Origin of the sequence: Sphaerobacter sp. (assembly GCF_019683595.1) — a bacterium.
Taxonomy (GTDB): Bacteria; Chloroflexota; Chloroflexia; order Thermomicrobiales; family Thermomicrobiaceae; genus Sphaerobacter.
Map to the genome: position 1 here is coordinate 22,788 of NZ_JADGHZ010000012.1, position 21,545 is coordinate 44,332.

General features: G+C 67.4%; 19 protein-coding genes. 8 read left to right on the forward strand and 11 right to left on the reverse strand.

The window, feature by feature from the left end:
• Positions 1 to 3: 3 nt before the first annotated feature.
• From IRZ30_RS02580 to IRZ30_RS02605, 6 genes are all read right to left on the reverse strand, one after another.
• A complete protein-coding gene (locus tag IRZ30_RS02580) occupies positions 4 to 906 on the reverse strand; it encodes a MoxR family ATPase (protein ID WP_366945313.1) in 903 nt (300 codons plus the stop codon).
• Between the two features lie 349 nt (positions 907 to 1,255).
• A complete protein-coding gene (locus IRZ30_RS02585; RefSeq protein WP_294082602.1) occupies positions 1,256 to 2,119 on the reverse strand; it encodes a xanthine dehydrogenase family protein subunit M in 864 nt (287 codons plus the stop codon).
• A 4-nt stretch (positions 2,120 to 2,123) separates the two neighbouring features.
• Entirely contained in the window at positions 2,124 to 4,481 is a 2,358-nt protein-coding gene (locus tag IRZ30_RS02590; RefSeq protein ID WP_294082604.1) for a molybdopterin cofactor-binding domain-containing protein, read from the reverse strand.
• Between the two features lie 63 nt (positions 4,482 to 4,544).
• The gene (locus IRZ30_RS02595) at positions 4,545 to 5,039 is read right to left on the reverse strand and encodes a (2Fe-2S)-binding protein (protein ID WP_294082606.1); all 495 of its coding nucleotides are present in this window, start codon (positions 5,037 to 5,039) and stop codon (positions 4,545 to 4,547) included.
• Positions 5,040 to 5,095: 56 nt separating this feature from the next.
• Entirely contained in the window at positions 5,096 to 5,539 is a 444-nt protein-coding gene (locus IRZ30_RS02600; protein ID WP_294082608.1) for a carbon monoxide dehydrogenase subunit G, read from the reverse strand.
• A 324-nt stretch (positions 5,540 to 5,863) separates the two neighbouring features.
• Entirely contained in the window at positions 5,864 to 6,667 is an 804-nt protein-coding gene (locus IRZ30_RS02605) for an SCO1664 family protein (protein WP_294082609.1), read from the reverse strand.
• A 186-nt stretch (positions 6,668 to 6,853) separates the two neighbouring features.
• Here IRZ30_RS02605 and IRZ30_RS02610 point away from each other — a divergent pair, with 186 nt between their 5' ends.
• The 4 genes from IRZ30_RS02610 (at position 6,854) to clpX (ending at position 10,816) form a co-directional block, all read left to right on the forward strand.
• Positions 6,854 to 7,126: an iron-sulfur cluster assembly accessory protein gene (locus tag IRZ30_RS02610; RefSeq protein WP_012871877.1), complete on the forward strand. Its 273-nt coding sequence runs from the start codon at positions 6,854 to 6,856 to the stop codon at positions 7,124 to 7,126.
• A gap of 185 nt (positions 7,127 to 7,311) precedes the next feature.
• On the forward strand, positions 7,312 to 8,862 hold the full coding sequence (tig, locus tag IRZ30_RS02615) for a trigger factor (protein ID WP_294082625.1): 1,551 nt from the start codon (positions 7,312 to 7,314) through the stop codon (positions 8,860 to 8,862).
• 41 nt (positions 8,863 to 8,903) lie between these two features.
• Positions 8,904 to 9,530: an ATP-dependent Clp protease proteolytic subunit gene (locus IRZ30_RS02620; RefSeq protein WP_294082627.1), complete on the forward strand. Its 627-nt coding sequence runs from the start codon at positions 8,904 to 8,906 to the stop codon at positions 9,528 to 9,530.
• A gap of 26 nt (positions 9,531 to 9,556) precedes the next feature.
• Complete coding sequence (clpX, locus tag IRZ30_RS02625; protein ID WP_294082629.1) at positions 9,557 to 10,816, forward strand: ATP-dependent Clp protease ATP-binding subunit ClpX; 1,260 nt, start codon at positions 9,557 to 9,559, stop codon at positions 10,814 to 10,816.
• Positions 10,817 to 10,905: 89 nt separating this feature from the next.
• Here clpX and IRZ30_RS02630 read toward each other — a convergent pair whose 3' ends face one another.
• Entirely contained in the window at positions 10,906 to 11,349 is a 444-nt protein-coding gene (locus IRZ30_RS02630; protein ID WP_294082631.1) for a maleylpyruvate isomerase N-terminal domain-containing protein, read from the reverse strand.
• 178 nt (positions 11,350 to 11,527) lie between these two features.
• On the opposite strand from IRZ30_RS02630, the gene allB reads away from it, so the two are divergent.
• Complete coding sequence (gene allB / locus IRZ30_RS02635; protein WP_294082632.1) at positions 11,528 to 12,910, forward strand: allantoinase AllB; 1,383 nt, start codon at positions 11,528 to 11,530, stop codon at positions 12,908 to 12,910.
• Between the two features lie 10 nt (positions 12,911 to 12,920).
• On the opposite strand, the gene IRZ30_RS02640 is transcribed toward allB, so the two are convergent.
• Both IRZ30_RS02640 and IRZ30_RS02645 read right to left on the reverse strand, forming a co-directional pair.
• Positions 12,921 to 14,501: a glycosyltransferase family 39 protein gene (locus IRZ30_RS02640; protein ID WP_294082634.1), complete on the reverse strand. Its 1,581-nt coding sequence runs from the start codon at positions 14,499 to 14,501 to the stop codon at positions 12,921 to 12,923.
• Positions 14,502 to 14,652: 151 nt separating this feature from the next.
• Positions 14,653 to 15,345 carry a zinc metallopeptidase gene (locus IRZ30_RS02645; RefSeq protein ID WP_366945312.1) on the reverse strand — a complete coding sequence of 231 codons (693 nt, stop codon included), beginning with the start codon at positions 15,343 to 15,345 and terminating at the stop codon, positions 14,653 to 14,655.
• A 220-nt stretch (positions 15,346 to 15,565) separates the two neighbouring features.
• On the opposite strand from IRZ30_RS02645, the gene IRZ30_RS02650 reads away from it, so the two are divergent.
• On the forward strand, positions 15,566 to 16,606 hold the full coding sequence (locus tag IRZ30_RS02650; protein WP_294082638.1) for a polyprenyl synthetase family protein: 1,041 nt from the start codon (positions 15,566 to 15,568) through the stop codon (positions 16,604 to 16,606).
• A 31-nt stretch (positions 16,607 to 16,637) separates the two neighbouring features.
• Here IRZ30_RS02650 and IRZ30_RS02655 read toward each other — a convergent pair whose 3' ends face one another.
• Together IRZ30_RS02655 and IRZ30_RS02660 are read right to left on the reverse strand one after the other, a co-directional pair.
• The gene (locus IRZ30_RS02655; protein WP_294082640.1) at positions 16,638 to 17,729 is read right to left on the reverse strand and encodes a DUF1786 domain-containing protein; all 1,092 of its coding nucleotides are present in this window, start codon (positions 17,727 to 17,729) and stop codon (positions 16,638 to 16,640) included.
• A 62-nt stretch (positions 17,730 to 17,791) separates the two neighbouring features.
• Entirely contained in the window at positions 17,792 to 18,739 is a 948-nt protein-coding gene (locus IRZ30_RS02660) for a metallophosphoesterase (protein WP_294082642.1), read from the reverse strand.
• A 328-nt stretch (positions 18,740 to 19,067) separates the two neighbouring features.
• On the opposite strand from IRZ30_RS02660, the gene IRZ30_RS02665 reads away from it, so the two are divergent.
• Together IRZ30_RS02665 and recJ are read left to right on the forward strand one after the other, a co-directional pair.
• Positions 19,068 to 19,745, forward strand: coding sequence for a metal-dependent transcriptional regulator (locus tag IRZ30_RS02665; RefSeq protein WP_294082644.1), 678 nt, complete (start codon positions 19,068 to 19,070; stop codon positions 19,743 to 19,745).
• Between the two features lie 113 nt (positions 19,746 to 19,858).
• Positions 19,859 to 21,545, forward strand: a 1,687-nt coding sequence (gene recJ, locus IRZ30_RS02670; protein ID WP_294082646.1) for a single-stranded-DNA-specific exonuclease RecJ, incomplete at its 3' end; no start/stop codon positions are given.

Here is a 21,545-nt window from a genome sequence, read left to right on the forward strand (position 1 = left end):
CCGTTAGCTTCCGCTCGCCGCTGTAGCGGTCGAGACAAGGGAATCCAACTTGTTCTTCCGGATCGCGTGCACGTCTTCCTGGTGCTTAAGGATGGCCCCGAGCGTTGCAGACGCGATCTCGGCGGTCAGTTCCTGCTGGTTGAGCGCCAGGAGCGCGGCGGCCCAGTCCAGCGTCTCGGCGACGCCGGGCAGCTTGTACAGATCTTCCCGCCGCAACTGGTGGATGAAGACCGCCACCTGCTGAGCCAGGCGCTCCGAGATCCCCGGCACCTTGGCTGTGATGATCCGCAGCTCCTTCTCGACGTTCGGGTAGTCGATCCAGTGGTAGAGGCAGCGGCGCTTGAGCGCGTCGTGCAGCTCCCGAGTCCGGTTCGACGTGATGATCACGATGGGCGGCGTCTCCGCCCGGATTGTGCCGATCTCCGGAATCGTGATCTGGAAGTCCGACAGCAACTCGAGGAGGAACGCCTCGAATTCCTCATCGGCCCGGTCGATCTCGTCGATCAGCAGGACGGGCGCCTTCCCCTTGTGGCGAACCGCCTGGAGCAGCGGGCGCTCGATGAGATACTCGGAGCTGAAGATCTCCTCCATGGCCTCATCGCGCGCGACCGACTTGTCCTCCAGGAGGCGGATCGCCAGCATCTGGCGGGGGTAGTTCCACTCATAGACGGCGTGGCTGACGTCGAGCCCCTCGTAGCACTGGAGGCGAATCAGGTCGGTGTCCAGGATCGCGGCCAATGCCTTGGCGACCTCGGTCTTGCCGACGCCGGCCTCGCCTTCGAGCAACAGGGGCTTGGGCAGGCGAAGCGCCAGGAAGATCGCCGTGGCGAGGCTCTCCTCGCAAACGTACCGCTGAGTGGCAAGCGCCTTCTGAACTGCTTCAACAGAGTTGAGTTCCAAGCACATCACCTCATGGAATCCGGGTGATCCCGGTCCGACATTCCGTCCGTGCATAGGGCACCGTGTTCAATGATAGCAAATCCGGCCCCATCGGGGCGCACGGTTCCGTGACCAATCCGGAAGCGGGCGCACGTTTTCGGCGAGCGGTGCCCCTGCGACGCGACCCAGCCGTCGGCCGGACCTCCTGCGATGTGGGGCGTGAATCCTCAGCCCGTCAGCGACGTCACCGGTGAGCCCGCACCACTCGTGACACCGAGTGACATTTTCTTCAGCGTATGCGGTTGACTCGGCTCGCCGATGATGACAAACGGGGGCGGCCATCCGGCCGCCCCCGTGGATGCGCTGCGTAGGCGACCTAGCCGCGCGCGGCCGCAACGGCGCGCGAGAGCGCCCGCTGGGTGAAGACCCGCGCGAGGTGCGCCCGGTACTCCTCCGAGGCGAAGATGTCGCCGTTCAGCTCCAGACCCTCGGCGGCGTGGGCGGCTGCGCTCTCGATGGCCTGCTCGGTCGGCTCCTGCCCGGCGAGCGCCTGCTCCACCGCGCTGGCCCGCTTGGCGACGGTGCCGGCACCGGTGATCCCGACGCGGACCGTCTGGACCTTGCCACCGTCGAGCGTCACGAAGGCCGCTACCCCCACGACCGCGTAGCCCGAGGCGGGGTGGGCGAACTTCTCATACGCCTGCCCTGAGGTGCCCTGCGGCTTCGGGAAGATGATCTGGGTGAGCACCTCGTCGGGGCTGAGGGCCGTGGTGAACATATCGACGAAGAACTCGCTCGCCGGGATGGTCCGCTCGCCGTTCGGTCCGACCACCTTCATCGAGGCGTCGAGCGCGAGGGCGACGGCCGGCATATCCGCGGCCGGGTCGGCGTGCGCCATCGCACCGCCCAGCGTGCCGCGGTTGCGGACCTGGATGTCGCCGACCACATTGGCCGCCTCGGTGATCAGCGGGAGCGACTGCCGGATCACATCCGACTGTAAGAGGTTCCAGTAGGTGGTGGTGGCCCCGACGACAATGCTGTCGCCCGCGTCCTGGATCCCGTTCAGGTCCGGCACGCGCCCGATGTCGATCAGGGCAGCCGGCTCCGCCAGGCGGAGCTTCATCATCGGGAGCAAGCTATGACCACCGGCGAGAATCTTGCCGTCCGGGTGCTGCTGCAGGAGCTGGACGACCTCGGGAACACTCGTTGCCCGGTAGTATTCGAAAGCTGCCGGATACATCGATTCAGCTTCCTTTCTGCGACTCCTGGATCGCCTGCCAGATCCGCTGCGGCGTCAAGGGCATGTCCAGATGCGTGATGCCGTACGGCTTCAGCGCGTCAATGATGGCGTTGACCACCGCCGGCGTCGACGCGATCGTCCCGGTCTCACCGGCCCCCTTGAGGCCCATCGGGTTGACGGGCGTCGGGGTGACGGTGCGATCGACCTCGTAGGTCGGCACCATGCTGGCAGTGGGGAGCGCGTAGTCCATCAGCGAGCCGGATAGGAGTTGGCCGTTCTCGTCGTAGACGGCCGTCTCGTAGACGGCCTGCGCCAGCCCCTGGGCGATCCCGCCGTGGACCTGCCCGTCCACGATCATCGGGTTGATGACGTTGCCGACGTCGTCCACCGCGACGTAACGGAGGAACTGGACCTTGCCCGTGGCCGGGTCGACCTCCACTACGCAAACGTGGGTGCCGAACGGGTACGTGTTGTTGATCGGGTCGAAGAAGTGCGTCTCCTCCAGGCCCGGCGTGACGCCCTCCGGCATGTTCCAGGCCAGGTAGGCGGCACCGGCGACCTCCTGGAAGGTCTTGACCCGATCAGGCGCGCCCTTGACGTAGTAGCGGCCCTGATCGAAGACGATGTCGTCCGGGGAAACCTCCAGCAGGTGCGCCGCGATCTTGGCGCCCTTGTCCCGGACCTTGCGGGCGGCGTAGATGAGCGCGCTGCCGCCGACCGCGGTGCTGCGGCTACCGTACGTCCCCATGCCGAAGGGGATGCGGCCGGTGTCGCCGTGCACGATCTCGACGTCGTCCAGCGGCACGCCGAGCTCATCGGCCACGAGTTGGGCGAAGGTCGTCTCCTCACCCTGCCCGTGCGGGTTGGAGCCGGTGAAGACCGAGACCTTGCCGCTGGGGTGGACGCGGACCGTCGCGCTCTCCCAGAGGCCACCCTGGAAGCCCATCGCGCCGGCCGCCTGGGACGGTGCCAGGCCGCAGACCTCGACGTAGGTGGAGAACCCGATGCCGAGGAGCCGGCCTTGCGCCCGCGCCGCTTCCTGTTCCTTGCGGAACTGCTCGTAGCCGACGATCTCCAGCGCCCGGTTCAGGGCGGCCTCGTAGTCGCCGCTGTCGTACTGGAGCGTGGTGGCGACGGTGTACGGAAACTCCTCCTTGGGGATGAAGTTCTTGCGGCGGACCTCGACCGGGTCCATGCCCAGCCGGTCGGCCACTAGATCCATCATCCGCTCCAGGACGTAGGTCGCCTCAGGCCGGCCCGCGCCGCGGTAGGCGTCGGTCGGGGTGGTATTCGTCAGGACTCCGTGGACCTCGACGCTGATGTTCGGGATCTTGTACGGACCCGAGAGCATCAGCCCGAACAGCCAGGTGGGCACGCCGGGCGCGGCCGTCGAGAGATAGGCGCCCATGTTGGCGTACGCCTTGACCCGAATGCCGGTGATGGTACCGTCTTGCTTCGCGGCAACGTCGACGTAGTCGATGTGGTCCCGGCCGTGAGTGGTGGCAACGAAGTTCTCGCGGCGGTCCTCTACCCACTTGACGGGCCGCCCGAGATCCTTGGAGATGGCGACCGCGATCATCTCCCCGGCGTAGAAGGGAATCTTCGAGCCGAAGCCGCCGCCGACATCAGTGGCGATGACCCGGATCTTGGTCTCGGGGATGCCGGTGACCGCCGACATCAGCAGGCGATGGATGTGCGGGTTCTGGCTGGTGCACCAGAGCGTCAGCTCGCCCGAGCCGGGGTTGTAGTGGGCTACGGCGGCGCGCGGCTCCATAGCGGTCGGGATGAGCCGGTGGTTGATCAGCCGCTGGGAGACGACCACGTCCGCATCGCGCAGCGCGGCGTCGATGTCGCCGCCGGCCAGGCGCCAGACGAATGCCGTGTTGTTGGGTACATCCGCGTAGAGCTGCGGCGCGCCGTCCTGCGTGGCCTTCTCCTGGTCGACGACCGCCGGCAGCATCTCGTACTCGACCTCGATCGCGGCCGCCGCATCCTGTGCCTGGTACCGGTTCTCCGCCACCACCGCGGCGACGCCGTCGCCGACGTAGCGGACCGTGTCAACGGCGAGCGCGCGGTACTCCGGAACCTTCAGATCGGAATTGGGCGGCAGCCAGGCGCACGGGACGGGAGCAAGGGAATCGACAAGATCCTTGCCGGTGTAGACGGCGACCACACCGGGCATCTGGCGCGCCTTCTCGACGTTGATCGACTTGATGCGGGCGTGCGCGTAGGGGCTGCGCAGGATCACCAGCGAGAGCGTGCCGGGCAGACGGACGTCGTCCGTGTAGTTAGCCCGGCCGGTGATCATTCGGGGGTCTTCCCGCCGTTTGACTGAGGCACCGAACATCTTCGTGACGGCCACGGGAACCTCCTTCGGCTGGTACGGACCCGATGGGCGACGCCGAGTGGTCCGGCGATCGGTGGGCTACTCGCCGCCCGCCGCGGCCGCGGCACCGCGCATCTTGTCAGCGGCGTACTGGATCGAGCGCACGATGTTCTGGTAGCCCGTGCAGCGGCACAGGTTCCCCTCCAGACCGTGGCGGATCTCCTCCTCGGTCGGGTTCGGGTTCTTCTGGAGCAGGTCGTAGGCGGTCATGATCATGCCCGGCGTGCAGAAGCCGCACTGCAGGCCGTGCATCTCCCAGAAGCCCTCCTGGAGCGGATGGAGCTGCCCGTCCTTGGCCAGACCCTCGATGGTGGTGATCTCGGCGCCGTCGGCCTGGACAGCCAACACGGTGCAGGACTTGACGGCGGACCCGTTCATGATGACGGTGCAGGCGCCACACTGGCTGGTATCGCAGCCGACGTGCGTGCCCGTGAGGTTGAGGACGTCGCGAAGGTAATGGACGAGCAAGAGGCGCGGCTCCACCTCGCTCGTATACTGGACGCCGTTGACGGTCACAGTTATCTGCTGTTTCATCGATCTCCCTCCTGCATTGGAGTGGATGCCATCAGACTGCCGCGCCAGCGACGGCTCTAACCACCGCTGATCTGCTTCTCGATGCAGCTGAAGAACTGTTCCACCATGCGCCGGGCGACGCCGCCGAGCATGCGCTGCGCAACCGAGCCGACGGGGCCACCGACCTCGACGTCGCCCTCGTAGGTGATCTCAGTCGAACCGTTGGCGCCCTCTGCCAGGCGGAGCATGCCCGTGCCCTTGACGAACCCGGGTCGGCCCGATCCTTCGATGTGCATCTCGTAGCTCTCGGGCGGGTTGAGGTTGGCCAGCGACACTTTCCCGGAGTAGGTCCCGCGGACCGGCCCAACGCCCACGGTCATCGCCATGGTGTACTCGTTTTCGCCGACCTTCTCGAGCTGTTCGACGCCGGGCAAGCAACCGGCGATGGCATCGGGATCAATCAGTTTGTCCCAGATCGCCTCGCGCGGCGCCTGCATGGTGTACGAACCTGAGATTTTCATCCTACCCCCCTGACCAGGCCCGGGCTTCGGTGCCCGGCTGCCGGCCGCATCAGAGTCTGCGAACCGTCGTTCCTGCCATCGCGGCAGGGCTACCAGGCTCCCTCTGTTGCCTCCCTCCTGCGCTGTCCGGCCGGATCGGCGCTCGGCGCGTCGCGCCAGCTATATCCCTGGCGGTGGGCGGTGCCCGTCCCGAGTCCCAGGGTGTCCCGAGCTCGCGCGGCTTTGGCCGCTCCGGCGGGCGGATCGTGCGGGGTCGTGCGCCGTGCAGCATCATCGTAGCACAGCGTCGAATTCGGTCAAGAGTTTCCTGTCTTGACGGGCCGCCTACCAGCCATAGGGGATGTTGCGCCGCGGGTTGAGGTGGGGGAAGATGCCCGCCTCCCGCAGCGCCGCGACCCGGCGAAGGAACATCTCGACCTCCTGCCGGGTGAGATACGGCCGCAGTGTGGCGCGCACTCGGTCAGCCTCGCGCTCCAGGGCCGCCATCGCCTCCAGCAACTCTGGCTCGATCGGCTGGCCACAGAAGTCCCAGATGACGGTGCGCAGCTTGGGATGGACGTGGAAGGTCAAACCGTGGTCGATGCCCCACAGTTGCTGTTCGTCACCGCCGACGAAGCAGTGGCTCGCCTTTCGGTCCGCGTTGTTGGTGATAAGGTCGAAGAGCGCGATGCGCTGTAACTGGCTGGTGAAGTCATCCCCAAGCCTCCCGTCGTGCACGCCCCGGGCCGGCTCCACGTAGAGCTGAACGGTGCCAACCCCGTGAGGCCCGTTGCGGATCACGACAGGCGGCACGAAGTACCACCCGAGCATGCAACTGACCAGGAACGCCGCGTACTCCCGGCGGTAGAGGGTCCCGGAGGGGAAGTCCCAGAGCGGGATCTCGCCATCGCGTGGCTTGTAGATGGCGACGGTCGGTGGGTGCTCGTCGTGCTCCAGGCGGACTGCGAAGGTGTAGTTCGACCCCCAGGGAACGAGCTCGCAGTCGGTGATGCGCGCCTCCCGGAGGAGGCGGAGTATGGCGTCATCCGGGGCATGCCAGGTGCATCGATCGACTGGAGCGAGTCTCGGGGGGATCCCCGGGGAGTCTCCGTCACGGTCGGTGCGGTTGCGTGGGAGGAGGTCGGTCATAGCACTTCCCGGATTGGGGCGACGGCCCGATGCGACGTGGTCACAGCGTGTCGGTGACAAGTGTACCCAACGGTGGCGGTTCGGAGGCACGCCCCGTGCCTTCAGAAGCGGTGGCACGGATCACGCGCGTCGGACGTTCTCGTGTGGACGTGCCTGAATGGGCGCCAGTATGGAGGGAGTCTTCTGGTGATTGAAGTGACTGAGCGGGCGCTGGACGAGCTTGAGGCAATCCGCGAGGCCAGCAACCCGCAGCCTGGACAGGGCATCACGTTGGTGGTGGACGACAGCGGTGACCTCGGTCTTGCCCTGGCATGGCCCCAGGAGGACGATCAGGTGGTCGAGCGGGACGGGCAGCCGGTGATCATCATCCCGAAGGTCCTGATGGACCCGCTCGATGGCGTGATCATCGACTACCAGGATGTGCCGGGGCAAGAGGGGTTTACCCTGACGCGCCCCTGACCAACTGGTCGCCGTTGCAGATGCGCCGCCGTGCCCCGCCGTTGCCGGGGCGCGGCGGCTTTGATGCCGGGCGGCACGGCGGACGAGATCGGGTGCCGAGCCACCCCCGTGGCGCGATGGTTTGGAGTGAAAGGGCTTTGCTATAATCCGGCGGGCGAATCCGTGCTGCGACAAGGGTGGAGTAGGTGAGAGTATCGGTCGAGAAGCTGCCGCAGAGCTCAGTGCGACTGGATATCGTCGCCGACTCGGATGAATTCAACCAGGCGCTGGACCGCGCGTTCCGGCGGGTGAACCAGCAGGTGCGGATTCCGGGCTTCCGTCCCGGTAAGGCGCCGCGGTTCATCCTCGAACAGCGGCTCGGGCGCGAGGTTCTGGTCGAGGAAGCCCAGCGTGAGATCATGGACACGCTCTATCGCCGGGCGCTCGATCAGGAGAACCTGATCCCGGTCTCGGATCCCCAGGTTGATGTTTACCAGGACGAGCCGGTCGGTTTCCGGGTCGAGGTTCAGGTCTATCCCGAGGTCGATCTCGGTGACTACCGCAGTATCCGGCTCGACCCGCGCGAGGTCGAGGTGACCGACGCGGATGTGGACGAGGCGCTCGCCGAGGTGCAGCGAGCGAACGCCGTCTGGGTCGAGCCCGCCGAGAAGCGGGCGCCGAAGGACGGAGACCAGGTCATCATCGACCTGGAAGTGACCCGCGACGGCGAACCCTTCCAGGAACCGCTGCAGGGTGCGGACTTCGTCTTGGGTGAGAGCAGCCTCTTCTCCCAGATCGAAGAGGCGATCAAGTCGCTCCACCCGGGGGAGACCGCCGAGTTCGATATCACCTTTGAAGAAGACGATGAGAAGGTCAGCCCGGAGATCCGCGGTTCCACCCTGCACTACCGGCTGACGCTCAACGAGATCAAGGAGCGGGAACTGCCCGAGCTGGACGACGACCTCGCCAAGAGCGTCGGCGACTACGAGACGTTGGACGACCTGCGGGCGGCGATCCGCGAGGATCTGCTGCGCAGCCGTGCATTGGCAGCGCGAGCCGAGTTCTACGACCAGGCCGTGGAGGCGCTGGCGAAGCAGGCGACGCTGGAGATCCCTGAGGCGATGGTGACGAGCCAGCTCGACCGGGAGGTGGAGCAACTCCGCACGCGGCTGGCCCAGCAGGGCAGCAGCCTCGAAGAGTACCTGCGCTTCGAAGGGCAGACGCTGGAGGAATTCAAGGAGTCGCGGCGCGAGGATGCCGTCCGGCGGCTCCGCAATTCGCTGGTGCTGGAGGCCTTTGCTGAGGCCGAGGGCATCGACGTCGACCAAGAGGATCTGCTGGGGGAGATCGAGCGGCTGTCCAACCAGTCGCAGAATCCCGACCAGATGCGCCAGATTTACTCCAGCCCCTACTTCACCGACCTGCTGATGTCCGAGTTGAAGGACCGGAAGGTCATGGACCGGCTCGTCGAGCTGGTCACCGAGGGGCGGGGCGCCGTCATCGGCGAGGCCGCCGAGGTGCTGGCTCGGGCAGAAGCGGGCGTGACGGCTGAGCCCGAGCAGGCAGCCGCAGCGCCTGAGGGCGACGAGGCAGAGAATACGGACGACTCGCAGGAGACCCAGGACGCGGAGGACGCGTCTTCGAAAGCAGCCCCTGAGGATGGGGCCGCGGTGACGGTAGGCGCGGCTGAGGAGGCGTCGGCCGCTTCCGCGGAGGAAGAGGCCGAGGAGGCCGAGTCGCAGGAGTCGACCGGCTAACCGGGGTGCGCACCGACCGACAGCGAGAAAGGAACCCCACGATGTACTTCTACGAGCGGGCGCGACCGGAAGCGCTCATCCCGATGGTGGTGGAGACCACGAACCGGGGCGAGCGTGCCTACGACATCTACTCGCGGCTGCTGCGGGACCGGATCATCTTTCTGGGCACGCCGGTTGATGACCAGATCGCGAACGCGATCATCGCCCAGATGATCTTCCTGGAGTACGAAAACCCGGAGCAGGATATCAAGCTCTACATCAACAGCCCCGGTGGCCTCGTCTATGCCGGGCTAGCCATCTATGATACGATGCAGATGATCCGGTGCGATGTCGCCACGTACTGCATTGGGCTGGGCGCCAGCATGGCGGCTGTGCTCCTGGCGGCGGGCACGAAGGGCAAGCGCTTTGCGCTGCCGAACTCGCGCATCTTGATCCATCAGGGGTCGTCGGGGTTCCGGGGCTCGGTGCCGGACATCGAGATCCAGGCGCGTGAGACGATCAACCTGACCACCAAGATGACCGAGATCATGGCGTATCACACCGGGCAGTCGTTTGAGCGTGTGAAGCGCGACACCGAACGCGACTACTTCATGTCGGCTCAGGAGGCAAAGGAATACGGGATCGTTGATCACGTGCTGGAGCCCGCAAAGCTAGTGACTACGTCCTAGCGGGCCGACGCTGAGGGGTACGGGGGATGTCGAGTTCTCGTGGGGGAAGAGTCCATTACCGCTGCTCGTTCTGCGGGAAAGGACAGGAGGAGGTCCGGCGGCTCATCGCGGGACCGGGCGCGGTCTATATCTGCGATGAGTGCGTGCAGCTCTGCCGGGAGATCATCGAGGAGGAAGAAGCTCCTGCTCGCCGGCCTGAGCCGTCGCTAGGTCGGATCCCGACTCCGAAGGCGCTCTACGAGCAACTGAGCAACTACGTCATCGGCCAGGACCGGGCGAAGAAGATCCTCTCGGTGGCGGTGTACAACCACTACAAGCGGATCACCGCGCCCAACGACGATGACGTGGAGCTGCAGAAGAGCAACATCCTGCTTCTCGGCCCGACGGGGAGCGGCAAGACGCTGCTGGCGCAGACGCTGGCCAAGCTCCTCGATGTGCCCTTCTCCATCGCCGACGCGACCGCGCTGACCGAAGCGGGTTACGTCGGTGAGGATGTCGAGAACATCCTGCTTCGCCTGATCCAGGCGGCCGGAGACGTGCAGCGGGCCCAGACCGGGATCATCTACATCGACGAGATCGACAAGATCGCCCGGAAGAGCGACAACCCGTCGATCACGCGCGACGTCTCGGGCGAGGGGGTCCAGCAGGCGCTCCTCAAGATTATCGAGGGGACCGTCGCCAATGTGCCGCCGCAGAGCGGGCGCAAGCACCCCCACCAGGAATACATCCAGATCGACACCCGCAATATCCTCTTCATCTGCGGCGGTGCCTTTGAAGGGCTGGAGGACATCGTCCGCCGTCGCCTGGGGCGGGAAGCAACGCTCGGCTTCGGCGCGCCGCTGCGCACGGAGCGGCAGGAGAGCGTACTGCACCACGTCCAACAGGAGGATTTGCTCAAGTACGGGCTCATCCCCGAGTTCGTCGGCCGGCTGCCGGTCGTGGTGGCCCTCGACCACCTGACGCGCGACGAACTGGCGCGCATCCTGGTCGAGCCGAAGAACGCCGTGGTGAAGCAGTACCAGAAGATGCTCAAGCTCGACGACGTCGAGCTGGTCTTCACGCCGGATGCGCTCGAGGCGGCGGCCGACTACGCCTTGAAGCGCGGCACGGGCGCGCGGGGCCTTCGGACGACCATCGAGGAGGTACTCCTCGATGTCATGTACGAGATCCCGTCGCTCGAGGGCGTGCGGAAGTGCATCATCAACGCCGACGTCATCAACCGCCGCCGCCCGCCGCTCTTGATGAGCGTCGGTGAGGAGCCGGTGGAATACCAGGCGTCTGCCTAGGTCAACACCTAGCAAGAGAACAGACATATGCGGGCCGGGCACGATTGCCCGGCCCGCTGTCTGTCTCCGCGTGTGGACGCGCGAGTCCGCTAGCCGCTGCGAGATCGTTTACGCCACTCCATGATCTGGGTGGTGTGATTCGGGTAGTGCGTGTAAGTGTCGGACTCAACGAGTTCCCGCGAGAGGATCGGCGTAGTTTCGAGGAGCTGGATCAGCTCGTCGTGCGTCCGCCAGAAGTCCTCTCGAATCTCCGACGCGGGCCGACGGGCATCGAGGGCGGCACGCTGCGGGTTGAAAACGTCCATGTGGGGCCAGGTGAACGCCTCGCCGCGTTCCCCGTGCCGGACCTCGTCGATCAGCTTCCGCTCCCAGGCGGTGACGTGACCCATCGTCACCTTGATCGTCCAGCCATTCGCGAGCTCCCCGTGCTCTAGGTCGTTGTCGCTGAGATCGCGCACCGCGCGCGCTAGCGCCAGCCACTCCCGTTGGATGTCTTGCAGGATGGCGATCCGTTCGTCCGTACTGATCGGCATTGGATGGCTCCTCTCAGACGTCGCGGGGGTCGCGTCAGGCGGCTGGAGGTCGGTTAGACTACGGGGCGGATTGCATCAGAGCACCGTCGGCATCGTCGTTCGCGGAGGCGGTCACGCCGGCAATGGTAACACGGCCCGGGCCGCGCGTCGGCCTGGATCACCGGGAGGGAGGAGCGCGATGGGGCGCCGCGTCGTCATTGAAGGGGGCCTGCTGGGGACCGAGGAGGGTGCCTTCAGGGCAGACCTCGTGATCGAGGGGGAGCGCATCGCCGCCATCACCCTCGATGCGTCCGACATCGACGCCGACGAGCGGATCGATGCCCGGGGGAAGCTGGTCGTCCCCGGGGGCGTCGACGTGCACACGCACTTCAAAGACCCAGGTGATCCACCGACCGAGGGGTTCTACTACGGGAGCCTGGGCGCGATCGCGGGCGGCATCACCACGGTTGTCGAGATGCCGCAGGCGACGCCGACCTCGAGCGAGGGTGCGCACATCCGGCAGAAGCGTGCGGTCGGGGAGCAGCACTCGATCGTAGACTTCGCGCTTTGGGGCGGGGCGGTCAACCAGGATCTTGACAAGATCGACGAGATGATCGACGAGGGGATCGTCGCCCTCAAGTCGTTCATGGCGGGATCCAGCCCCAGCTTCCCGGCGGCGACCGACGACACACTCCTCGCGGTCTTTCGGCGCGTGGCCGAGGCCGGCATCCCCTACGGGCTGCATGCGGAGAACGATGACCTGCTGGAAGCCGGTATCGCGCGCATGAAGGCGCAGGGACGGAAGGACCCGCTGGCGCACGCGGAGTCACGGCCGCCGATCGTCGAGATCGAGGCCATCCATCGCGCAATCTTCTTCGCCGAGCAGACCGGCGGTCACGCCTACATCTGCCACTGCAGCACTGCGGGCGGCCTGGAGCTGGTCAAGGCGGCCAAGGCGCGGGGCGTGCCCGTCTCGGTCGAGACATGCCCGCAGTACCTGGCGCTCGACGAGGACGACCTGCGCCGCCTCGGACCGTTCGGGCGCTGCGCGCCGCCGCTCCGGGCCCGCGATGAAGTCGAGGGCGTGTGGCGCTACGTCGCCGACGGCACGGTCGATGTGATCTCCTCCGACCATTGCGGCTACACCATCGAGAGCAAGGAGGCCGGCCTGGACGACATCTGGCAGGCGCCGCTCGGGCTGTCGGGCATTCAGACGATGTACCCGATCGTCCTCGACGACATGCTGCACCAGCGGGGACTGGACGTCGGCACCTTCGTCCGGCTGTCGGCGACCAATCCGGCGCGGATCTTCAGCCTGTACCCGCGTAAGGGGACGCTCCAGCCCGGCGCCGACGCAGACGTGGTGATCTACGACACCGAGCGCGAGTGGACGGTCCGGGGCGAGGAGATGCTCCACCGGAACAAGTGGACGCCCTTCGAGGGGCGCGTGGTCCGCAGCCGGGTCGTGCGGACGATCATCCGCGGACGAACCGTGTACCAGGACGACGGGGCCCCGATGGTGACGGGCGAGCCGGGCCACGGGCGGTTCCTGCCACGTGGGTACGGGCGGATGCGGGATTAACCGTTGCCCGTTACCAGTCGTACCCGAGGAAGTCCACGACCTCGGCCGGGTCGACGCGCTCGTGCGGGTAGATCACCACGTAGCCGGGGACGACGCGCTTGTCGTAGCCGATGCCGTGGGCCTTTAGCCAGTCTTCGATCGGCAGATCAGTCTGATCGGTGGTGAAGACGTACGCCGGCCGCGGCGACGCGTGAACGCGGGCGGTCGCGGCCGGCAGCCGGTCGATGCCGTGGCCGATGGCCAGGTCGTAGTAGTCCGCCGCCGCGATCCGTTCTTCCGTGTCGAACATCAGCGGCTTTCCGGCCCAGTGGTTCATCCAGACGGCATCGACTCCGAGTTCGTCCAGTGCCGCCACCAGTTCCGTGCTCGACGGCGGCAGGTTCCGCCAGTAGGCGGACTGCCAGACCTGCTCGGGCGGTGCCGTGACATAACCCGCGAGCGACACCGCCAGGATCAGCGCGCCCAGCGCCCACCCGAGGGCACGGACCCATCGCTCCACCTGGAGAATGCCCACCGCGAGAATGATGGGGACCGCTGAAACCAGTGGGATGGCGTAGCGCCCTGTGGCGTCGAATGACTGGAACTGGAGCGCCAGGTCGCCGAAGGCGCTGAAGATGAAGCTGAGCGTGACCACGGCGCAGAAGAGGAAGAGCGCGTCGATCGGCTGACCTCGGCGCAGCGAGAGCCGGAGCCAATCGAGGAATCCGGCGCGCCGCTGCACGATCACCGCGATGACCAGCGCCGCGATCGCCACCGCGCCCAAGAGTTTGAGCCAGTAGGGGAGCGGCGCCCAGGCATTGGCGACACCGAGCACGCGCGGGAGGTTCACTCGGAAGAAGAACTTGGCGACGTCGACATAGTCCCCGTGCTGCCGCTCGGCGCCGATGCCGAGGAGGTGGTGGAACGTCGTGTACTCGTGGGTTCGGGCGAACTCCAGCACCGGGGCGGCACCGACGGCGAACCCGACGACGGCAGCCGCGATCAGACCGGGCCGGATCAGGACGCGTTTGTCGTGCAGGACGAGGATGATAGCTGCGGCTGCGACGTAGGTCGCGATCTGCCCGTGCAACCAGAAGCCGAAGCCGGCGAAGACACCCATGAGCAGGTAGCGCACCCAGCGGCGACGCGGAGGGAACACGGACGGGGGATACGCCTCGTCGATGGCCAGGAGGAGTATCAGGTTGCCCAGCGTCATCGCGTCGAGCAGTGGCCCCCAGAGCCGCGCCGTAGCCGAAAGGACGTACACCGGCGGGAGGGCGACAAAGGCAGTCGCGATGACCGCGGCGCGGCTGCCGGCCACGCGCCGGGCAAGCAGGTAGACACTCGCGGCGAAGGCGATGAACTCGATGAACGTCACCGCCTTGAACGCGGTGCGGGACATGCCAAAGATCGCGAAGAAGACCGCCCCCAGGTAGGCCTGGAGGCTTCCCATGTACGGCTGGCCGTAGAGGAAGACAGGGCGCTCCCCGTGCAGGATGTGGCGGGCCATGAGGCCGAAGGTGGCCTCGTCGCCGTCGATCATCCAGTTTGCCCGGGCCATGCTCCAGACGCGGAGGGCAATCCCGGCCAGCACGAGGCCGGCCAGGATCACGCGGCGTGTGGAGACACGAGAGATGCGACCCGCGGGCGGGGAGGGTGCGGTGACGTCCGCGGGAGGTCCGGCGGTGCCGGTAGTATCCCTCGGGTTCAGGGCGTGTGGTCCTTCCCGCATGCCCCGCCCGCGGTCACGGTGTGGGGCATGGCTAGTCGCGGCGGTTCATGCCGCTGACGATGCTGAGCCAGTAGAGCAACTGCATCAGGGCGGCGAGGAAACCAGCAATGTAGGTCAGCGCCGCCGCGTTGAGCACCTCACGGTTCTGCTGATACTCGGTCCGGTCGGCAATGCCCATCGTCGTCAGCATCTGCAGCGCGCGGTTGCTGGCGTTGAACTCGACCGGCAACGTGACCAGGGCGAAGAGCGTCCCGGCCGCGAAAAAAGCGATACCCAACCAGGCGAGCTGGGTCAAGCCGATCACGATCCCGGCGAGGATCATGATCCAACCCAGGTTCGAGCCGATGCTCGCCGCCGGCACCAGCAGCGAGCGGATCTGAAGCGGCACGTAGCCCGACTTGTGCTGCAGGGCGTGTCCGGCCTCATGTGCGGCAATCCCGATTGCCGCGACCGAGCGACCCTGGAACACCGGCGGCGAGAGCCGCAGTACCCGCTCCCGCGGGTCGTAGTGGTCGGTGAGCTCACCCGGCACCATCTCGACCGGCACGTCGCTGAGGCCGTTCGCGTCGAGGATCGCCCGCGCCACCTCAGCGCCGCTCATGCCGCGCTGGTTGGGAACCTGGCTGTACTTGGCGAACGCTCCGCGCACCCGGGCCTGAGCGAAGAGCATCAACAAGAGCGGGGGTAAGATGAACAAGAAGTACCGTGGATCCATGTAAAACACAGCCGTACCCTCACTCTATGTCTTTCCGGCCTTTTTCACGCCGGACAACCTTGCCGAATACGCATGGTCAATCGGGTAGGTTCGGCGGGCGCACCACCCGGTGCGTGGTGGCGTCGGCTTGGGGTGGTGATCGCCTCCGATCATGCTATAGTATGCCCGTTGGGTGGGCCGGTGGGCAACGAAGCGGGACACGAGCTCTCATGGCGAAGGCACACCGCAGGTGAACGACGCGATCGCCGATGTCGAGCGGACGATGCGGCAGGTCGTCGCCGAGGCTGAAGCCGCTGCCGGCCACCGGTTCTCCGACCGTGATCTCCCCCTCTACGGTGTGCTCCGGTACCACCTGGGCTGGGCCGATCCGGACTTCCGGCCTGCGACGGCCGACGCCGGGAAACGCATCCGGCCCCTGATCTGCGTCCTGGCCTGCGCGGCCGCGGGCGGGGATCCCGAGGTGGCCGTGCCGACCGCGGCCTCGATCGAGCTACTGCACAACTTCACGCTCGTTCACGATGATGTGCAGGACGGCAGCGACCGACGTCGCCACCGTCCGACGGTCTGGGCGTTGTGGGGCGTGGGGCAGGCGATCAACGCCGGTGACGCGCTCTTCGCGCTCAGCCAGCTTCCCCTGCTGGATTCGAACGCGCGCGGCGTGCCGGCGGCGCGCGTGATCGAGGTCGCCCGCGAGTTCAACGCTACCGTGCTGCGGATCGTCGAAGGGCAGGTGCTCGACCTGTGCTACGAGGAGCGCTGGGATATCCCAGTCGCGGCCTACCTGCACATGATCGAGGGGAAGACCGCTTCGCTGGTGGCCTTCGCAGCATGGTCGGGTGCGGTGCTGGCCGGGGCTGACGTGGAGCGGGCCGAGCGCTACCGCGCGTTCGGGCGAGCTCTGGGCCTCGGCTTCCAGATCCAGGACGACCTGCTCGGGATCTGGGGCGAAGCGGAAGTAACCGGCAAGCCGGCAGGTGATGACATCCGCCGCCGGAAGAAGTCGTTCCCGATCCTTCTGCTGGCGTCGAAAGCCGACGCGAACGACCTGCAGCGGTTGCAGGCGATCTACGCACAGCCCGAGGTCAACGACGCCGCGGTCGAGGCCGTGCTGCGCCTGCTCGCGAAGTACGAGGTACAGACGGAGGTGCAGGTCGCGGTGGCCGACTACCACGCCGAAGCGCTGCGCCTGCTGGACGAGGCCGGCGCGACCGGTCCGGCCCGCGAGCGGCTGGCTGCGCTGGCCGAGCGGCTGGCGACCCGTCGCTTCTAACCCCTCCGCACCGCGTCGGGTGCGGCTGCGACTACCGCCCGTTGGTCGCGATCAGGCTCTTTCCGGTGGGGAACCCTTCGCGGGCCAGGAGCGCCAGCAACCCCTCCACGAGCCCATAGGAGCCCGAGAGCATCATGTCGCCGTGGGGCACCGCCTCGTAGTAGCCGAGGGAGCGGACGAGCCCTCGGTTCGGGCCGGTGATGGCGACGAACGTGATCGGATCCATGGTCGAGTAGTCGGGGGCGAACGCCGCTCCATGACCGCCTAGCGCGACCACATCGTCGTGCGTGAGGTGCCCGCTGCGCAGGGCGTCGACCAGTTCCCGTAGATTGTCGGGCGTGACGCCCCCGGTGTGATGCTCGAACAGACCGAGGACGCGCATCCCGCGCACCGCCACGGCGAACGTGTGCAGGTTGCCGACGTTGACCAGGATCGCCCCGCCCGTCGCGGCTTCCCGCGCCACGACCGGATCGCCCAGCGTTCCGAGGACGGCCGCGGCGCCGGTGTCCATGACCGCCGCACCGGGCAACAGCTCGCGCACCGCGCGCATACGGAGCATGTAGGGCGGGGGGTCACGGTAGACCATGCTCAGCAGATCGCCGCCCCGCGAAAGCAGATCCTGCAGGAACTCGTAGCGGAACTCACGGCCGCCCGCATCCGGCGCGTAGCCGTGGTCCTGGACCGCGATAGCGAAGAGCGACGGAAGCGGGATCTCGAACCGGTCAAGGGCCGCCTCGATGGCGCCGATATCGATATCGCCCAGGCGGATGATCTCGGTGCCGGGCGGGGGCTCGTCGCGGATCTCCACGCCCAACGCTCGGACGCGCTCCAGGTCGTTGTGCAGCGTCCGCGCTGCCTGGGGAGCGGCCGTCACCGGGAGCCCGGCGGCCAGATGCTCCTGCACCGCGGCGCTGCTGGCGCCGCCGCCCATGAGCGTGCCGGCCAGGTGGATCGGGAGGCGGCGGGCGGTGGCCCGGCGGATGCGCTCGGCGACCACCTGGGTCTGCGACGGCAGGACCAGCTTGACGCAGTTCTCCGGGGCGCGATCGCTCTCATAGACCAGGACGTCCTGCGTCCCGGCGCCGACGTCGATAGCCAGGATCCGGATCGGCTCAGCCAGCATTCCCGACCGCTCTCCGCTTTCCGTTTGGTCTGCCATCCCGCGAGATTATGCCAGCGACGGCGCTATCGGAGCCAACGGACGTAGCGGCGCACGTCGTCGCAGGGCGCGTCCGGATCGGCCGGCGTCGCCGTGAAGTGGAGGATGACGGCCTCCGGAGGCGACATAAATCGCATTCGCCAGCGGGTGACGCCGAGCCCATTGGTGACGTACAACAGCGAGCCCCGGACCCAGTGGAATCCCCGCTGGAGTGGTGAGTGGGGCCGCCGGTACAGGCCATCCAGGTAGAAGGAGATATCGAGCGGCGTCAGCGTGGTGAACGGCGAGAGGCGCACCTGCCCACCGTGGGTGTGGCCGGTGAGGACCACTCCCGCCGCGCCCGGCGGGAGCAGCGGCGCGATCGACGGCGCGTGAGCCAGCAGCACCAGCGGGCGTGATCGGGTGGCACCACCCAATGCCTTGTCGAGGTCGGCCAACTCCAGATAGGGGTCGTCTACGCCGGCAATGACCACGTCCTGGCCGCGCAGTCGGATGCTGGTCGACGCGTTGCGCAGGACGCACACACCCTGGCGCTCAAGGAGCGCGGCGATGGCCTCGCTGTTTGCCGGGCCTCCCTTGAAGTCATGGTTGCCGAGGACGGCGAAGGTCGGCGCGGGCCATTCGGCAAGTGGGGCTGCCGACTCCCCGTCGCTCTGCCAGCGCGCGTGGTCGAAGTAGTCGCCGCCCAGGAGGATCAGGTCCGGGCGCTCCCGGTCGATGGCAGCCCGCGCGGCGCGCGCCACCCGCTCGTTGCCGGGCGCTCCTCCGAGGTGGAAATCGCTCAAGAACGCGGCGCGGAGTCCCTCCAGCCCCTCCGGCAGGTCCGGCACGGTGACCGCGACGTGCCGGACGCGCAGCCGACGGGGCTCGATGAAGATCGCGTAGAGGAGCGCGGCCGCTCCGAGGCCACCTAGCGCGCTCAGGGCGATGCCGGAGCGCCGCAGGGCACGCCGGGAGACGCGGTCGTGCGGCATGGATTGGACCCTCCCATCAACGGAATGCCGCGGCGGTGTACCCGTCCGCGTGCACCCCGACATCTTGCGACAGGGCGCGGTACCTCGGCAAGGTGCGCGGGACGCCCGTCACCCTGAGCAGCGTCGATTTGCGTATACTTGAACCAGGCGACCACCGCTGCCGAACGCGGTCCGATCTCCGGCGAGTGACGGCTCGCGGCCGGGCCAGGGGGCGGCGCCCGTCCAGCATGATACGCCGGGTCGGTGTGATCGATCCGTGCCGAGCGACCTCCGGCTCCATCGACACCCTTCCGGCAGTGACGTCCAGGCGAAACGGCGGTGAGAATCTGTGCGGCGACGTGACGATACCATCACCCACGCCATGGAGGACTACCTTAAGACCATCTACAGCCTCCAGGCCGAAACCGAGGTCGTGACGACGCAGCAAATCGCTGAACGGCTCAACGTGCAGAGCCCGTCGGTGACCAACATGATCAAGCGCCTGGCGGAGCTGAACCTGGTGGAGCACACCCCGTACCGTGGCGTGGTCCTGACCCCGAGCGGCAAGAAGGCCGCCCTGGAAGTCTTGCGCCACCACCGGCTCCTGGAGTTGTACCTCGCTGAGGCGCTCGGGTACTCCTGGGATGAGGTGCACGAGGAGGCCGACCGGCTGGAGCACAGCATCTCGGAGGAGTTGGAGGCACGCATCGACCGGGCGCTCGGTTATCCGACGACCGACCCACACGGGCATCCCATCCCCACTCCGGAGGGCGAAATCGAACAATCCGCCGATGTCCACCTCGGTGAGTTGGAAGTGGGAGAGGTGGCCGTCGTCAACCGGGTGTGCGATCGCGACCCGGAGAAGCTCCGCTACCTGGGCGCCCTCGGGCTGTACCCCGCGGCCGAGGTCGAGGTTCTGGAGCGCTACCCGTTTGACGGCCCGATCCGCATTTCGCTCGGGGGCACCGAGCACATCCTCGGCCGGGAGCTGGCGCAGTCGGTTCACGTCACGCGGTCCCGTCGGTGACGGACCGGCCCGCCGCCTGGACTCCCCGCTCGCCGGGCTCGCCCGTCCGCCTCTCGCCTGGTATCATCGTTCATGTGAACGTACACCCGCGGGATAGAGATTGCGGCGGAGCCGTGGCACGGTATCAGTGGATCGAGCCCGACCCAGCGCCCTGGGCACATAGGCTCTCTGAAGACTTCCTCCTCGGTGAGATCCTGTGGCGGCGAGGGTTCCGCGACCGTGCGACGGTCGATGCCTTTCTCCAGCCACGGCTCGATGATCTACCCGACCCACACGCCCTACCGGACCTCACCGCGGCGGTCAGCCTGATCCGCGACACGATCGACGCCCAGCGGCGGATCGTGGTCTACGGGGACTACGACGCCGACGGCCTCTGCGGTACCGCGCTGCTGACGCGGACGCTCAGAGCGCTGGACGCCGACGTGCGCACCATGGTCCCCAACCGGCTCACGGACGGCTACGGGTTGAACCTCAATGCCGCTCACCGGATCGCGGCGGACGGTGCGGGACTGGCGATCCTGATCGACTGCGGCACGGGTGACGCCGACGCGCTGCGCATCCTCCAGGCGGCGGGCGTCCCGGCGGTCGTCCTCGATCACCACCATGTCCGCGATCCCAACCTTCCCGCCGCGGCCTTCGTCTCACCCCGGCGACCGGACTCGCGCTATCCCTTCACGGGTCTTGCCGCGGCCGGGGTGGCCTACCAAGTGGCGCGGGCGCTGCTGGGGGAGGAACGCGCCGCGAAGCTCCTGCCGCTGGCAGCGCTGGCGACCGTTGCCGATGTCGTCCCGCTGGAGCGAGACAACCGGGCCATTGTGCACCACGGGCTGCGACGGTTCGCCGCCGACGCGCCGCTGGGGCTGCAAGTGTTGTGCGTCGATGCGGGCGTGGATGCCCGCGCGCTCACCGCCTGGCATCTCGCCTTCATCCTCGCGCCCCGCGTGAACGCCGCCGGCCGGATGGACGACCCCATGCCGGCCTTGCGCCTGCTCTTGACGGAGGATGCGGCCGAGGCTCGCCGGCTGGCGCGGCGACTCTCCCAGTTGAACGCCCGTCGGCAGGAGGCGACCGAGCGGATGCTGGTCCAGGCCGAGCAGCGGCTGGCGCTCGGTGAGGGCGACCTCGCATCGGTCCTGCTCGTGGCGGAGGAGGGCTGGAGCGTGGGGCTGGTCGGGCTCGTGGCAAGCCGCCTGGCGGACCGGTACCAGCGCCCGGCGGTCGTGCTGGCGCGGGACGGGGAACTGAGCCGCGGCTCAGCGCGCAGCATCGACGGGTTCAACATCGTTGAGGCACTCGACGCCTGCCGGGATCTGCTCGTGGCGCACGGTGGGCACAGCCGGGCGGCCGGTCTGACGGTCGAGACCGCGCACCTTCGCACCCTGGAAGAGCGTCTGCAGAGCTTGGTGGGCGAGACCTTCCCGGACGGGTTCCCACGCCCGGTGTTGCAACTCGACGCCGAGCTCCACGCGGACGAACTGGTCCCCGAGACGGCGCGGCTGATCGAGGCGCTCGAACCGTGCGGGACCGGTAACCCGACCCCCGTCTTTTTCATGCGAGACGTCAGCGTCCAGCGCCCGCGTCTCAGCCGGGACGGCAAGCATCTCCTCTTCGACGTGGTCGCGCGGAACCGTACGTTGGTGCGCCGGGTGGGCGCGGTGTCGTTCAATGGCGGTGAGCGCCTCGACGAACTGGCATCCCTGCAACGAGCGGACGTGGCCTTCACCCTCCGCCGCGACCGCTGGAACGGCGCCGAACGCCTCTCCCTCGATGTCGTAGACTTCCGCCCCGCCACGGCTCGCC